The 15119-nt window shown below is 53.4% G+C and carries 12 protein-coding genes; 10 read left to right on the top strand and 2 right to left on the bottom strand.

The window, feature by feature from the left end; genetic code table 11:
- The first annotated feature begins 22 nt into the window (after nucleotides 1-22).
- Genes SH527x_RS04285 through SH527x_RS04275 form a run of 3 tightly spaced genes read left to right on the top strand, consistent with a single transcriptional unit; the run spans nucleotide 23 to nucleotide 2438 of the window.
- The gene (locus tag SH527x_RS04285; protein ID WP_437193412.1) at nucleotides 23-697 is read left to right on the top strand and encodes a MotA/TolQ/ExbB proton channel family protein; all 675 of its coding nucleotides are present in this window, start codon (nucleotides 23-25) and stop codon (nucleotides 695-697) included.
- On the top strand, nucleotides 694-1533 hold the full coding sequence (locus SH527x_RS04280) for a hypothetical protein (protein WP_437193411.1): 840 nt from the start codon (nucleotides 694-696) through the stop codon (nucleotides 1531-1533). The genes SH527x_RS04285 and SH527x_RS04280 overlap by 4 nt, the downstream gene beginning before the upstream one ends.
- The gene (locus SH527x_RS04275) at nucleotides 1530-2438 is read left to right on the top strand and encodes a hypothetical protein (protein ID WP_437193409.1); all 909 of its coding nucleotides are present in this window, start codon (nucleotides 1530-1532) and stop codon (nucleotides 2436-2438) included. Before SH527x_RS04280 ends, SH527x_RS04275 begins: the two co-directional genes overlap by 4 nt.
- Before the next feature lie 170 nt (nucleotides 2439-2608).
- Here SH527x_RS04275 and SH527x_RS04270 read toward each other — a convergent pair whose 3' ends face one another.
- Nucleotides 2609-2926: a cupin domain-containing protein gene (locus SH527x_RS04270; RefSeq protein WP_437193408.1), complete on the bottom strand. Its 318-nt coding sequence runs from the start codon at nucleotides 2924-2926 to the stop codon at nucleotides 2609-2611.
- A 13-nt stretch (nucleotides 2927-2939) separates the two neighbouring features.
- On the bottom strand, nucleotides 2940-3137 hold the full coding sequence (locus tag SH527x_RS04265; protein ID WP_437193407.1) for a hypothetical protein: 198 nt from the start codon (nucleotides 3135-3137) through the stop codon (nucleotides 2940-2942).
- A gap of 421 nt (nucleotides 3138-3558) precedes the next feature.
- On the opposite strand from SH527x_RS04265, the gene SH527x_RS04260 reads away from it, so the two are divergent.
- The 7 genes from SH527x_RS04260 (at nucleotide 3559) to SH527x_RS04230 (ending at nucleotide 14888) form a co-directional block, all read left to right on the top strand.
- Nucleotides 3559-4107, top strand: a complete 549-nt coding sequence (locus tag SH527x_RS04260; RefSeq protein WP_437193406.1) for an RNA polymerase sigma factor — start codon at nucleotides 3559-3561, stop codon at nucleotides 4105-4107.
- Nucleotides 4104-5075 (top strand): hypothetical protein, encoded by a 972-nt coding sequence (locus SH527x_RS04255; protein ID WP_437193404.1) that lies wholly within the window; start codon nucleotides 4104-4106, stop codon nucleotides 5073-5075. Before SH527x_RS04260 ends, SH527x_RS04255 begins: the two co-directional genes overlap by 4 nt.
- Nucleotides 5053-7626, top strand: coding sequence for a PSD1 and planctomycete cytochrome C domain-containing protein (locus SH527x_RS04250; protein ID WP_437193402.1), 2574 nt, complete (start codon nucleotides 5053-5055; stop codon nucleotides 7624-7626). Before SH527x_RS04255 ends, SH527x_RS04250 begins: the two co-directional genes overlap by 23 nt.
- A 104-nt stretch (nucleotides 7627-7730) precedes the next feature.
- Nucleotides 7731-9158, top strand: a complete 1428-nt coding sequence (locus SH527x_RS04245) for a DUF1501 domain-containing protein (protein WP_437193400.1) — start codon at nucleotides 7731-7733, stop codon at nucleotides 9156-9158.
- A gap of 353 nt (nucleotides 9159-9511) precedes the next feature.
- Nucleotides 9512-10201 carry an ImuA family protein gene (locus tag SH527x_RS04240; protein ID WP_437193399.1) on the top strand — a complete coding sequence of 230 codons (690 nt, stop codon included), beginning with the start codon at nucleotides 9512-9514 and terminating at the stop codon, nucleotides 10199-10201.
- The gene (locus SH527x_RS04235) at nucleotides 10170-11717 is read left to right on the top strand and encodes a Y-family DNA polymerase (protein WP_437193398.1); all 1548 of its coding nucleotides are present in this window, start codon (nucleotides 10170-10172) and stop codon (nucleotides 11715-11717) included. The genes SH527x_RS04240 and SH527x_RS04235 overlap by 32 nt, the downstream gene beginning before the upstream one ends.
- A gap of 9 nt (nucleotides 11718-11726) precedes the next feature.
- Nucleotides 11727-14888, top strand: a complete 3162-nt coding sequence (locus SH527x_RS04230) for an error-prone DNA polymerase (protein WP_437193397.1) — start codon at nucleotides 11727-11729, stop codon at nucleotides 14886-14888.
- The last annotated feature ends 231 nt before the right edge of the window (nucleotides 14889-15119 follow it).

The following is a 15119-nucleotide window of genomic DNA, read 5'->3' as shown; positions in this document are numbered from 1 at the left end:
TCATGATGAATACGTTGCAAAAATGTTCACTGAACGAGGACGAGTTCCTTATGCAATTGTGTTTTTCTTTTTCTGGGCAATGGCCATCCTCGTACTTAAGTCAATTAAGTTAGGGCTGCAACGGAAGTCCCTTCGACTTCCGCTGTTACCGGAGAATCCGGAGTTCGTTCTTTCTCCAATCACAGTCGGTGAAGTGACCAAGAAGCTCCATCAGGTTGTGGATGAGCCGCGACAATTCATTCTCCTCAACCGAATTGAGATTGCTCTGTCGAACCTGAGGAATCTAGGGCGTATCGCGGATCTTGATGAAATCCTGAGATCTCAAGGGGAGCAGGATGAATCGACTGTCGAAACCAGCTATTCCATTATTAATGGGTTCGTCTGGGCGATTCCCGTACTCGGCTTTATTGGCACAGTGGAGGGACTGTCTATCTCAATCGGGGGATTTGGTGACGTTCTGGCAACCACCGAGCAACTCTCGGAGATCAAATCCTCGCTTCAAGGGGTCACAGCAGGTCTTGCCATCGCCTTTGAGACGACGTTACAGGGGTTGGTGGCGGCTCTCATCGTTCAACTTTTCCTGAACCAGATCAAAAAGCAGGAAGAAGAATTCCTCGATGACTGCGCCGAATACTGTACTCGAAATATCGTGGGACGATTGCGATTGACTCCTTATGAACTTAAGGGAGAAGAATGAGTCGTCGTTCTCGAAAATCTGGCTCCGCGATCACGCTGTTCTTCTTTCAGGACATCATCATGTCCACCAGCGGAATCATGATCATGATTGTCCTGCTGCTGTGCCTTGAATTAATCGAGCGCCCGGAACTCTCTGCAGCAGCTTCGAAGAGCCCTGTTCAACAACTTCAGGAACAGGGCGAGGAGCTTCAAGAAGAAATCAAGCTTCTGGAGCAAAAGATCGCAACGACAACAGAGTTGATTCAGTCAGCGGCTCAGATGTCATCTTCCGAACGGAATGAACAGATTGAGCACCTTCAGACTGCTAACAATCTATTGGTCCTTGAAATGGAGCGACTGCAGGCAGAATTGAATCGACACGAAATCCAGGAAGTGGAACGGAATATCCAACGCCAGGAACTGAAACAAATGCGAGATCAGGTTGAAGCCGCAGAACGGGAGCAAGCCAAGATCGCGAATGAAATTCAGGACGAATCACGAGAAAACCGCCCCCTGTTTTTCTTATCGCGCGGTGATCGAAGGGAAGGGTGGATCGTCGACGTCTCTGCTTCAAGAATTCAAGTCGCTCCCATTGGTAAGACTGAAAAGCCGCGTTCATTTACGGCGTCTCGAAAAGGCTTTTTTCAATCAGAGCGAGTCGCAGACGCATTTCTGGAATGGAGAAGCTCAAACGCAGCCTCGTCGAATTCTTACTATTTCCTCTTCGTTAGACCAGACGGTGTCGAGAACTTCGCAAAGATCTCGGAGTCATTTAATAAAACCCGCGTTTCATATGGGTATGACATTACAGATTCGAAGACAAAGTTGCTCCATCCCGAACGAGGAGCAGGCGAATGAAACGACGACGTTCTCCCCCTGCAAATAGTCTTGATCTTTTGCTGGACACGATTTGCAATACGTTCGGCGGGATCATTTTCATCGCTTTGCTGGTCGTCTTGTTGCTGCTGATCAGTGGAAATCCAGAAGCCGCACCAAGTCCTGCACAAGAAGCTGAAGTGCTCGCCATAAGCCATCAGCTAGCGACAGACAGTGAATTAAAACTCCGATTGCAGTCCAGCCTTGAAAAGCAAATGGGGACGATCTCGAAGCTGACGTCAGATGACCTGAAGGAAACGCTCGGAAACTATCAAGAAGAGATAAACCGGAATGCGAGTCTCAAAACAAGCCTCGCTGGGGTTCACAAGAAACTGCAGGTGATAGCGCAGCATGCTCAGGAAATGTCTCAGGAGAGAAAAGATCATCAATCACGATTGAACACAATTCAACTCCAAATCGAAGATCTCAAGAAGACACTTTTCACCCAACGAGACTCCCGACGTAAGACGCTCGAAATGCCAATCGTTCGTACTGCAGGATTGAAAAGGCAGATAATCATTGTCCTTCAATACAATCGGCTTTACATCTGGCATCGATATTCATCGGATGGAACTCGTGAAGGATTGAATACGGATGACTTTCTGATTTTATCAAACGAGACCAGGGGCAGTATCACAACTCCAAATCCGGTTGCCGGGATTCCACTTAATCAGACTGAGGAATCGAAGCGGCAGATCGTTCAGAAACTGTCACGATTCCGTCCGGGGCAAAACTACCTTGCAGTGATCGTTCGCCCTGATTCCTACGGCAGTTTTCAACATCTCAGGGAGATCTTCACGACCCTGAATCTGGAATATGACCTGCAACCATCGACCCGTGACGCAGAATGGTTTGACCGCGGGGGAACGGACGGGTTTGTTCAGTAAGCAATGTGTCTTAAACCGCATCGGTTTGTGAAAGACCTTCCCGCTGTTCGCTTCCCTCTCTGTTGGCGAGGACACGCATCGGATTCAGATTCGAGGTAAAGTGATAGATCTCTGCGGCAGGAGCGATTGGCCGAGCAGGTCATGGTACGACCTTTTTTAAAGGTCGTTTCTCATTTTAACAATGTCAGAAGCATGACGAGCGGCGTTTCGGCCTGAATGCTGTGCGGTGTCTTGGGAGCCATTTGAATCCAGGTTCCAGGTCTGCCGTTCACAGTTTCGCTTCCTACGGTCAAGGTGGCTTCACCCTGAATAATTTGAATGATTGCTGGCAATGGCGCGACGTGTTCAGCCAGACCGCTTCCGACAGCAAAGGCAAACAAGATAACCTTGGCCTTTTCATCATCAGTCAGGACGAGGCTCTGCTTTCCTGAATCAGGAAGCGGCAGTTCGTCCACCAGTTGGCGGATTTGGTAATTGCTGGTCGTCATATCAATTCATTCCTCAATGCTTTGGAACTCTGATCTCGATCCCGTATCGAGGAGAGACTTCCCGGAATACTTCCCCTTTGAGGTTCAGGAACGGCTCCTCTTCCTGTGTGTGCATATATGGAGGAGGATTGCCTCCGGGGGGATCAAGGACATCAGGTCCGGCGTCTTCCGCCATTCGACAGAAAGTCATTCCCGGTTGGCGTTCACGCATCACTGTACTTCCGGGAGGCCATGATAGCGGATCATTTAAAACGCATCATTGTGATCTTCGAACAGGCGACGAAGTTCGCTCAGGCTCGAACGTCGCCATTCGTCGTGCAGTGTTCGATTAATTCATCATTCCAACTCGTGAGATCTGGGGAATACGAACGCTCAGATCAGGTTCCAGCCAGATCTGAGCGTTCGTCGGATTAACAGAGACGGGTGTTTTCGATCCGCCATCGCACGAGAAACTCAGATCCGCCGAGAGACCGACTACATTCAAACCGGCATTCCGATCGAAGATTTGGAGTTTCTGCAGAAACTGAAAATTCTCTGTAACAATCCTCTAGCCCGTGTGTTTATCTTCGGGATGGGCAATTGGATGATACTGAACATCGGAATGCAGGTTCGCAATCAAACAGCAGATCCCGATGGCTCAATCAAAATCCGCTGACGAAGAACTCGCAGCCTGGGTGTCGAAATCGGCGCCGCAGGTGCTGGGGTATGCATTGACTCTCGTTCGCCACAAAGACGTCGCTGAAGATCTTGTTCAGGATTGTTACCGACGTCTTCTGGCAAAAGCGAAAGATTACAACTTACGCGATGATGGAACGAAACTTCTTTATCGTGCCATAACGAACGCCTGCATTAATTGGACGCGGCGACAACATCACGAAGTCAGTCTGAATCAACTGCCACAGGCGACACAAGCAAAGGGGCATCCCTTAGCCGATCCGTCTGCAGCAGAACCGATTCAACTGGCAATGAAGCAGGAACTGGAAGCGGCAATCGAAGCCTGCATGGAACGCTTACCAGTCGAACAACGTGCCACGCTCGAACTTCGTGCGCTCGGGCACTCACTCGTCGATATTGCAGACATGTTGAATATCAGTCATGGAAATGCCCGCGTGCTGTTGCATCGGGCCAGGGGTAGCCTTGCGGAATGGCTCCGCCCGTATCTTGAGGAGGACACCAAATGACAAATCGGGAGAGTGACGAACACCCCGTCATTGATGGTCTGGTTCTTGAACATCTGGAACGGAACGCTGCCCAATTTGATTCCTCTGTATTCGTTCATCGAATTCTGAGTGAGCAGTCGGGCGCCTTTGCTGAATCCTGTGTCACGCCGCAGTTCGCGCCTCATGTTTGTCCTGACGCTTCCGCATCCTGGCGTCGAGTTGCTTCGTGGTGGGGTACAGCGGCGATTGTTGTGGCAGTCGCTTTTCTGTGTGGCCGGTATTTCGACAATCCCACCGCAAATGCGGCGACCGTACTGCAAGGTGTCCAGAGCACGCATGCCAAGGGCATCGATTATTGTTATCGCGTGAGGTTCGATCCGGATCCACGGACATGGAATCAGAATAATAAACTGGAAGGTCCGTCTCTCACTCGTCTGTGGACACGGGGGGATCGATTCTGGTCTGACTGTGCGATTGGCGACATTCAATTCAAATTGGGACGTGAGGCGAACGGCTCAGTCTGGATCACTGGATCGCGGGAGAAGGGGATTCGATTTAGTAATCAATTTGAAAATCTGCCTGAAATTATTGTTCAGATCTGCCAGATTAATTCGATGAGCGTTCCTCAGCTTATGAATCAAGTTCTGGTCGACTTCGATCTCAATTCACGTGTCTCATCCGATGCCTCTGGCAGCAAGCGAACACTCGTCTGGGCACAACTTAAACCTAAGCGTACGCACACGCTTCTAAGCAACGCTTTGCTCGAGATCGATACACGTTCGAATATCCTCGTCCGCCTGGTTCTATGGACCGTCAAGAATGGGCAGCCGAATGGAACGGTAGCATTCACGTTACTGGAAAGCGGCACGATTGATGATTCCCAATATGAGCTGGATTCGCATCTCGCGCCCGGGGCGCCGATTGAGATTCAGACACTGCCGTCACCGGATTATCAGCCGGAATTCAATGAATCACCTGAGGCCTTGTGAAGCGACCATTGATGCCGGTCATCACGTTCAAATTCGCGAATGGAACGCCCCGATGAAGAGCCGCTTTCCTTTGATCCTGATGACTCTCTCGATCTGCGCGACAGTGAATGTTCAGGCGAATGACACGTCTCGCACCGTCGATTCGGAAGCGGGAATCGCATTCTTCGAGAGTAAAGTCCGCCCGATTCTGGTCAATCATTGTTACGAATGTCATGCGGAGCGTCAGGGAACGTCCGAAGGTGAGTTAACGCTCGATTCACGAGAGGGATTGCTGCGCGGTGGAACACGTGGCCCTGCTGTTGTGCCGGGCGATGTCTCTGCCAGTTGGTTGCTGACATCCATCTCCCATGCGGATCCTGATCTGAGGATGCCTCCCAAGCGAGAGCGTCTGCCGGACGATGTCATTGAGGATCTGAAACGCTGGGTCGAAATGGGGGCACCGGACCCACGACATGGAGAGGCGGCGCACGCCTCTCAAAACGGAATTCAGGCCAACCTGGACTTCTGGGCTTATCGGCGACCGGTCGCGGTTCCTCCGCCCGTCGTTAAAGATCAGACGTGGGGACGACGGCCACTTGATGCATTCATTATGAAGACTCTGGAGCAGCATAAACTGAATCCATCGCCCGATGCAGCACCTCATACGCTCTTACGACGAGTTCACTTTGACTTAATTGGGTATCAGCCCACGCCGGAAGAGCTGACTCATTTCTTGTCTCAGATTCAAAGTATTGGAATTGAAGCGGCGCTCGCAGCCGAGGTTGATCGTCTCATTGCGTCACCACAATTCGGCGAGCGTTGGGGACGGCACTGGCTCGACGTGGCAAGATTCGCTGAGTCGAGCGGAACGGAAGCGAACATTTCATTTCCGTACGCGTGGCGCTATCGCGACTATGTGATCGACAGTGTGAATCAGGACATCCCCTTTGATCGCTTTCTGACAGAGCAAATTGCAGGGGATTTGCTGCCTTATGACAGTGAAGAAGAACATGCGCGACTTCTGATCGCGACAGGCTTTCTGGCAGTGGGGCCTAAGAACCTCGACTCCACGGACCCACGTCAGTTTCAAGCCGATTTAATCGATGAGCAAATTGATACACTCACCCGTGCCATCCTCGGGAGTTCAGTTGCCTGTGCACGTTGTCATGATCATAAATTCGATCCGATCTCGATGAAGGATTACTATGCACTCGCAGGCATTTTCGCGAGCACAAAAACCTTCTTTGGAACAGCTGTTTCTCCATCGAACCGGATCGGCGGGGACCCTTTGCAGCTTCCTGAACTCGACGGTCAAGTCGTCCTGCACGCGTCAATTCCTGCTGAACGTGTGGCAAAGTTAAAGGAGGAGTTAGCTGCACTAAAAGCCGAGCAGGCAGAAATTGATGCCGCGGTGAAGGATATTGCCTCCGGAAAGAAGCCGAGCCGTGAAGTCACGATTCAAGATGCGTTAAGGATCTTCTGGTCAAGTGGCCGCATCGAAGGGGAACTCGAAAAAGTTTCAGACACTGGAAAAGCGTTGCCACTCACGATGGGTGTGCAAGATGCCGAGAAAATTGTGGATTCCCCTCTGCTTGAACGAGGCGACGTTGGTAAGCCAAAAGAGAAGGTGCCCCGCGCGGTTCCGGCGATCTTCCGAAGCAACACAACCATTTCATTTCCCGGTGATCGAAGCGGTCGTCTGGAGTTGGCTCATTGGCTCACCAGAGACGATCACCCTTTAACAAGTCGCGTCCAGGTCAATCGAATTTGGCACCAGCTTTTCGGAGCTGGCTTAGTGGCCTCGGTCGATAATTTTGGGGTCACCGGCGAGGCTCCCAGCCATCCAGAGTTGCTCGATACACTCGCAGTCGAACTGATAAAGAACGGTTGGTCTTTAAAAGCCTGCGTTCGCGAGATCATCCTGTCCCGCACCTACCGTCAAGCCTCGGAGTACCGCGCCGACGCATTTCAAATCGATCCAGACAACAGATTTCTGTGGCGAGTCTCCAAGAGACGACTCCAGGCAGAGAGTATCCGCGACGCCATGCTCGCCGCCTCGGGAGAACTTGATTTGAAACGTCCGGATGGTTCTCTCGTTGGTCGAGTCATCGGGGACAAACCGATCGCTCTGATTGGAATCGACAAGCGGCTTCCACGGGATCTTGACGGAAGTACCCACCGGTCGGTGTATCTGCCTGTCATCCGTGATCGCCTCCCTGACGTCCTGGACCTGTTTGACTTCGCCGAACCGAGTCTGGTTTCAGGTCAACGGGAGACAACCAATGTTCCGACGCAAGCTCTGTATCTGATGAACAGCTCTTTCATTCAGGAACGTGCTACGGCTTTGGCGACACGGATTCACAAAAGAACGGCTGATCCGTCGGAACAAGTGAAACTCGCATTCTTAATCTGTTTCAATCGCGAACCAGATAAGGATGAATTATCGATGTCGCATGAGTTCTTTACTCGGCGTTCCCAGACAAACGTTCCAGTAGATGATCAGGTCTCCTCAATACTGATTGACTTTTGCCAGGCTCTGCTATGCACAGGTGAATTTCGCAATCTGGATTAAAACGCTTTTCCTTGACCATAGCGCGATCGCGGCAGTTACCTGTATTAAATCTGAGTCGCTATTTCCGTCTCAGCCAATGACGAACACCATCACAGGGGCAAAAGATGTTCAACGAGTCATCGCTTCCTTATGCGAACCTGTTTTCTCGACGCCGATTATTGAAATCGGTCGCGTCTGGATTTGGGTATCTTGCGTTTGCCAGCCTCGCTCAGCAAGCCGCGGCGGCCGATTCTACCAGTGACGAATCCCGCATCGCCGCGAGAAGCACACACTTCCCGGCGCGAGCGAAGCGAGTCATCTTTCTGTGTATGAATGGCGGCCCCTCGCATATGGACCTCTTTGACTACAAGCCCGGGCTAGTGAGAAAGCCAGGTGAGAAGGGGCCGCAAATGATGCCATCCCCCTTCAAATTTGCTCAACACGGGCAATCAGGAGCGTGGGTCTCATCCGCCTGCCCTCAGATCGCGAAGCATGTCGATGACATTGCGTTCGTTCATAGCATGCATACGGATCTGCCGAACCATTCGCAGGCATTCATGCAGATGCATACCGGCAGCTTTCAGTTTGTACGCCCCTCTCTGGGGGCATGGTCGCTGTACGGCTTAGGAATGGAGAACACCAATCTGCCTGGGTTCATTACGATTAATCCTCCGGCAGATAACGGGGGGGCACGCAATTATGGAAGCGCATTTCTCCCGGCAATCTTTCAGGCGACGAAAATAGGTACTAACCAGATTCCGGGATTCTACGCCGCGTTTCTTGGGATTGATCAGGAACCGGGACCGCCGCTGAAGAACATGGAAAATACGCGTATCAGTCGCTCAGTTCAGCGGGAACAACTCGATCTCGTGCGTGAGCTGAATTTCAAAAAGCTGCAACGGGACGGTTATCATCCGGAGATCGAAGGGGCAATTGAATCATTCGAACTCGCGTTCCGGATGCAGACTGAACTTCCGGATCTTCTTGAACTCACCTCAGAAACGAAAACGACATTGGACATGTATGGCATCGGCGCCGGTCGACCGACGGATCGATTTGGCCGCCAGTGCCTGCTGGCTCGTCGCATGGCGGAGCAGGGAGTTCGCTTCATTGAGCTGACGACTCCTGTTGGCTGGGACCATCACTTCATGCTTGAGAAAAATCTTGGCGAAAGCTGCCTTGCGACAGATCAGCCTGTCGCTGCGCTCCTCGCAGATTTGAAGCAACGCGGAATGCTGGACGAGACGCTTGTTGTCTGGGCGGGTGAGTTTGGCCGAACACCATATGCACAAAGCGGAACGGGGCGAGATCACAACAATCAGGGCTATACGATCTGGATGGCCGGAGGCGGAATCAAAGGGGGGACGCGATATGGTGCGACAGATGAAGTGGGGGCAAAGGCAGTCGAGAATCCCGTTCACATTCACGACTGGCACGCAACAGTGCTCCACCTGCTAGGTCTCGATCACGAACGTCTGACCTTTAATTACGCAGGCCGAAACTTTCGCCTCACCGACGTCTACGGACGGGTTGTTCATGAACTATTTGCATAACGAATCCGCGGGTGGACGTTTCACTCCGATTCCGTAGTTGGAAAGCCTGCCGAACCACAAAGTGAAGTTCTCAGGTGAAGCAGGGCATGCTCGACCTTCCCCCGTGTCATCCGATCGGGAAACCAGTGTGGTCTGTGTCAGGGCGATGTTGTAGCGGGGCGTCACTTCAGGCTCGCAGCTGAATCGGCCGCACATTCTGATCTTCTTCTTGCTCGATTCCGTGAGCTCCGTTGGGGTTGCGGAGAGTGACGCCGCATTGCTTTCGGAATGATCAAGAACTTCGCTTGACGTGTACATTGGTTCATGTACAGTTCACGAGAGCGGGCACAGACGTTGAGCGATGAGAAGGAGTCATGATGACCAGTTCTTCCCCACCAAGAATTCCACCGGAACGTTCCCACCGGGAGACATTGCGATCGCTGCAGTCGCAACTGGGGAAGGTCTCTTTCGTTTCTCGCTCCGAGTTTGCGTCACGGTGTCCGGTGCAGGAGTCTTGGCTTCCCGGCGGCGGGCTGCAAGAAGGATCATTGTTAGAACTGTTCTCAGGCAGTACCGGGGCGGGAGTCTGGGAACTGGCGTTTCAGTTGGTAAAGCAACTCCAGCAGGAACGGTTCACTCCCATTCTGATCGATAATCAGCAGGAATTCTTTCCCCCCGGAGCAGCAGAATTGGGGATCGACCTGAATCGGCTGATCGTCGTGCAACCTCGTTCGCTCTCCGATCAACTATGGGCGATTGAACAGGCACTGAGATGTGAAGGAAAGACGGTCGTTCTCAGTTCGCTGGGGCGTGTCTCGTCGACGACATATCGCCGCCTCAAGTTGGCTGCCGAACGGGGGAAAAGCTTGGGGCTGTTTTTGCGGGAGGCGAGCCTGCGTTCCTTTCCTTCCTGGGCGGATCATCGGCTGCTGGTCAATCTCGTTCGTTCGTCTTCAAAATCCCGCCGGTACAGGGTGACGGCGCTGAACTCTTCGGAAGGAACCACTTCTCACTCTGTGCTGGAATGTTGCGATGACTCGGGTGCTCTGTCTCTGGTTCCCTAACTGGCCGATTCAACGCAGACAACAGCAGTCCCCTGCGCTTCGTGAGCAACCGCTGGTCCTCATTCGTTCAATGCAGGGCTCCGAGCAGGTGGGACACTGCTGCTCGCTAGCTTCTCGTCGTGGAATTCGTCCTGAGATGTCGCTGGCGGAAGCTCGCACGTTCCTGCAGCCCCGTTCTGGTAGAGCCGAAGTGGGACAGTGCCTACCGGAGGAGCCGGAACAGGATCAGCAGGCACTGAAGCAACTCGCCTGGGACAGTGAACAATTCAGCCCTCTCGTTGGACTTGAGCAGGAGGAAACTCCGGAATCCCTGGTGCTCGATGTCACCGGTTGCGCAGTACATTTTGGAGGCGAGCAGGGACTGACTCAGGCTGTCGTTCAGTTCTGCCAGACACAAGCATTCTCGGTGCGAGTGGGACTGGCGGACAGCTTTGGTGCTGCCTGGGCCGCCGCTCACTTCGGCACGAAGCTACAAACCACTTGCATTCTTCCACCGGGAGAACAGGAACACTTTCTACGAGCACTGCCGGTCTCGGCATTCAGGCTCTCTTCCAAAACACTCAATCGTCTACAGCAAGTGGGGTTAAGGACCGTCGGACAACTCCTGAGAATCTCTCGTTCCACACTTCCGTCTCGTTTCGGTGCGGAATTAATCCAGCGCATCGATCAGGCACTGGGCTCGGTCCCCGAACTGATTGTGGCCGAGCGACGACCGGAACCATTACAGGAGACCTGGGAATCGGAAGACCCATTTTTCGATGTCGCGATTCTGGAACTGATCGTCGGGGACCTGCTCGACCGGATTCTGACTTCATTACAACCGCGAGGGCAGGGAATCAAGCGGCTGACCTGGACGCTGCAGGGAAGTGATCGTCGGATTTTGACGCACACACTGGAACTGGTGCAGCCTTCCTTACAGCGAAGGCATTTATTGTCGCTGATGGCGTTGCAGTGGGAACAGATGTCTCTGGCTGGAGGAATTCAGCAGGTGCATTTGTGCGCCGACAAAATTGAGTTTCTCACTGCGCGGCGACAGACATTGTGGGAACTGGAGAACGATGAGGCGTCCCCATCTCTTCATCGTCTTGTGGAGACACTCAGTTCGCGACTGGGACGTGAGGCGGTGTTGCGTCCGTCTCTGCGAGCCGATGACCAACCGGAACTGGCGTTCGGACTGCAACCGGTGATTGGTGAGGATCGACAGTTGGATTTATTGCAGACGACTTCCATTCCCCACAGACATGGTCGCACTCGCCCGCTCTGGCTGAAGCGAGAGCCGATCCCGGTGGACGTCATCGCCCGACATCGGCATGGGCCGCCTGCGAGGTTTCGGTGGCAGAATGAAGACTGGACCGTCCATCAGTCGTGGGGGCCGGAGCGGATTACGACCGCTTGGTGGCGGGGGCCGCTGGTTCGACGAGATTATTTTCAGGTGGAATGTGAACAGGGACAGCGGTTCTGGCTGTTCCGAGAGTTGGTGACAGGGAAGTGGTTTTTACACGCCGCGTTTGATTGATCCCCTTCTATGCCTGAGCATCCCAACCCGAAATTACCCCGTCCGGTGCCTCATGTTCCCCCTGTGCGTTTCAACAGCGGGACAAACTATGTCGAGCTGCACTGCAAGACGAACTATTCGTTCCTCACCGGGGCTGCGCATCCCGATGAACTCGTCCAGCGGGCCGCCGATCTGGGACATCGTGCGCTGGCAATCACGGACCTCAACAGCGTAGCCGGAGTGGTCCGGGCCTATGCCGCCGCCAAAGTTATCAACTTTAAACTCCTGATCGGAGCGGAAATCACACCGGTTGATGCTCCTCCGGTCATCCTCTACTGCCAGAACCGGGAAGGGTACGCCAATTTATGTCGCTTACTGACGCTCGGCCGACGGCGGAGTGAGAAGGGGAACTGTACGCTTCATTTTTCCGACATCGCGGACCACTCCAGACATCTCCTTGCCGGGGTCTTGCTCAATCAGACTATTTCCCGTGACGAGGGACTTCAGCACGCGCAGCGCTATCGTGAGTTGTTTGAAGATCGAGCCTATGGACTGGCTTCGCTCCACATGGGGCCGGATGATGTGGGTTGGCTCAATCGCCTAAAAAGGTTTTCTCAGCAAACAGGCCTTCCGCTCGCGGCCAGCAACGATGTTCATTACCACATCCCTCAGCGGCGCCTCTTGCAGGATGTTCTCACAGCCATCCGTCATGGGTGCCCTGTCGCAGAACTCGGGCGGCGCCGGTTCTCGAATGGCGAACGATATCTCAAATCCCCTGAACAGATGGCGGATCTCTTCGCTGCTGCACCAGAAGCTGTTCAGAGAACAACCGAACTGGCCGATCGCTGTACGTTCTCGCTGGAGGAACTGAAGTACGAGTATCCTCGTGAACTCTGTCCACCGGGAAAGACACTGACCGCTTATTTACGGGAACTGACTGAGGAGGGGGTCCGCAAACGCTATCCGCACGGAGTTCCAGTAAAAATCCGGAATACGGTCGAACAAGAACTCGCCCTGATCGCCAAGCTGCAATACGAATCCTATTTCCTCACGGTCTGGGATCTGGTGCGTTTCGCACGGAGTCAAGGAATTTTGTGTCAGGGCCGGGGATCAGCGGCCAACTCGGCTGTCTGTTATTGCCTGGGAGTGACCTCTGTCGATCCCAACCATTTTGATCTGTTGTTCGAACGCTTTATCTCCGTTGAACGAGGTGAAGCCCCCGATATCGACATCGATTTCGAACATGAACGCCGGGAAGAAGTGCTGCAATACATCTATGGCAAATACGGCCGTGAACGAGCCGGAATGACCGCGACCGTCATCACTTATCGTCCACGATCAGCCATTCGGGACGTCGGGAAGGCTTTAGGTTTGTCGCTGGATGGGATCGATCGGTTGGCCAAGGGAGTCGATCACTATGCGGACAGCGAACAGTTCGCCAGCCGCTTTCAGGAGCAGGGTTTGAATTTGCACTCCCACACCGGAGAGCAGCTCTTATCGCTGTCACGCGAAATTCTGGGATTCCCTCGCCACCTCTCCCAGCACGTTGGCGGCATGATTATCACTCAGCGTCCGCTTTGCGAAATGGTTCCGATTGAAAATGCTTCCATGCCGGGACGAACAGTCATTCAATGGGATAAGGATGATCTCGACACGATTGGCATTCTCAAAGTCGACTGCCTGTCGCTGGGGATGCTCACCGCGATTCAAAAATCCTTTCGATTGCTGGAAGAACATCATCAACGATCGCTCACACTCGCCACCATTCCGCAGGAAGACCAAGCGGTCTACCAGATGATCACTAAGGCCGACACCATCGGCGTCTTTCAGGTGGAATCCCGCGCCCAGATGGCAATGCATCCGCGTCTGCAGCCCAAGACGTTTTATGATCTCGTTGTCGCGGTCGCGATTGTCCGTCCCGGTCCGATTCAAGGAAACATGGTCAACCCATACCTGCGGCGACGGGCAGGGGAGGAGAAGCCGGACTATCCTGATGAGCGACTTAAAGATGTTCTATGGCGGACCCTGGGAGTGCCGCTGTTTCAGGAACAGGTGATGAAACTGGCGATGGTGGCGGCCGGGTTCAGTGCCGGTGAAGCGGATCGGCTCCGCCGGGCGATGGCAGCGTGGAGACGAAATGGAAGTCTGGATCAATTCGAACCCAAGCTGATCGCTGGGATGAAACAGAACGGCTACGGAGAAGACCTGGCCAAGCAACTTTTCAAGATGATGCGAGGATTCGGTGAGTACGGATTCCCGGAGAGTCACGCGGCCAGCTTCGCGTTGCTGGCGTATGCCTCCGCATGGTTGAAGTGCTATTACCCGGATGTCTTCTGCTGTGCCCTCCTCAACAGTCAGCCAATGGGGTTTTATGCCCCGGCACAGCTGGTGCGAGATGCCAGAGAACATGAAATTGAGGTCCGGCCGGTTGATGTGAACTTCAGTCACTGGGACTGCACACTGGAAGAAGCAGAAGCGGGCGTGTGGAAGCCGATTCGCTTAGGAATGCGGATAGTGCGTGGGTTCCGTCAGTCAGACGCCGAGCGGATTGTCCAGGCTCGCTCAGCGGGGGCATTTCAAAACTTCGCCGAGTTTGCCTCTCGCACTCGACTGCAGCAGGCTGCGTTGAGCTGCTTGTCGCGGGCCGATGCGTTCGAATCGTTCCAACTCAGCCGCAGAGACTCAACTTGGCAGGCACTGATGCCGACGGAAATCTCTCCGTTATTTGAGAACGAAGAAAGTGAAGACTCGAATCAGGAACTACCGGCGCTGGCTCCTCAGGAAGAAGTCACCTCCGACTATCAGTCCCTTGGGCTTTCGCTCCGCAGCCATCCACTTTCGTTTTTGCGAGCGGAACTGAATGAAGTGGGAATTACATCCGCGGTCGAACTTTTGCAAGGCGACTCCGAACGCCCGGTCAAAGTCGCCGGCCTGGTGCTGCTCCGCCAGCGACCGTCCACTGCGAAAGGGATCACGTTCGTCACGCTGGAAGACGAGACTGGACATGTGAACCTGATCGTCTACCAGAATATCTGGGACCAATACCGTCAAGCCGCTGTCAGTGCTTCATTGATGATCGTCAGTGGACAACTCCAACGCCATCACGGCGTGATTCATGTCGTCGTCAACCGCATTCAGGACGGATCCCAGTTGCTGCAAGGTGTACAGGTAAAGTCCCGAGACTTTCATTGAAGAGCAGGCATCCGCATCGAATATCGATCTCTTCAAGGAGCTCTGAAACAGAGGCCAACGCAACCGTCTCGTGCAAGATAATATCCTCCCATCGGCTCCGTCGTCTCATCGTCACTCTGATTGATTGATTGATTGATTGATTGGCATCTAAACCTTCTCAATCCATGACCGATCAGTCGACTTGTTCGGCCTGTATCAGTACCTGAAAAGGGACCTCTGCAGTCACCCAAG

It is taken from the genome of Planctomicrobium limosum (assembly GCF_051465645.1).
Lineage (GTDB): Bacteria > Planctomycetota > Planctomycetia > Planctomycetales > Planctomycetaceae > Planctomicrobium.
This window is presented reverse-complemented; position numbering and strand designations above follow the sequence as displayed.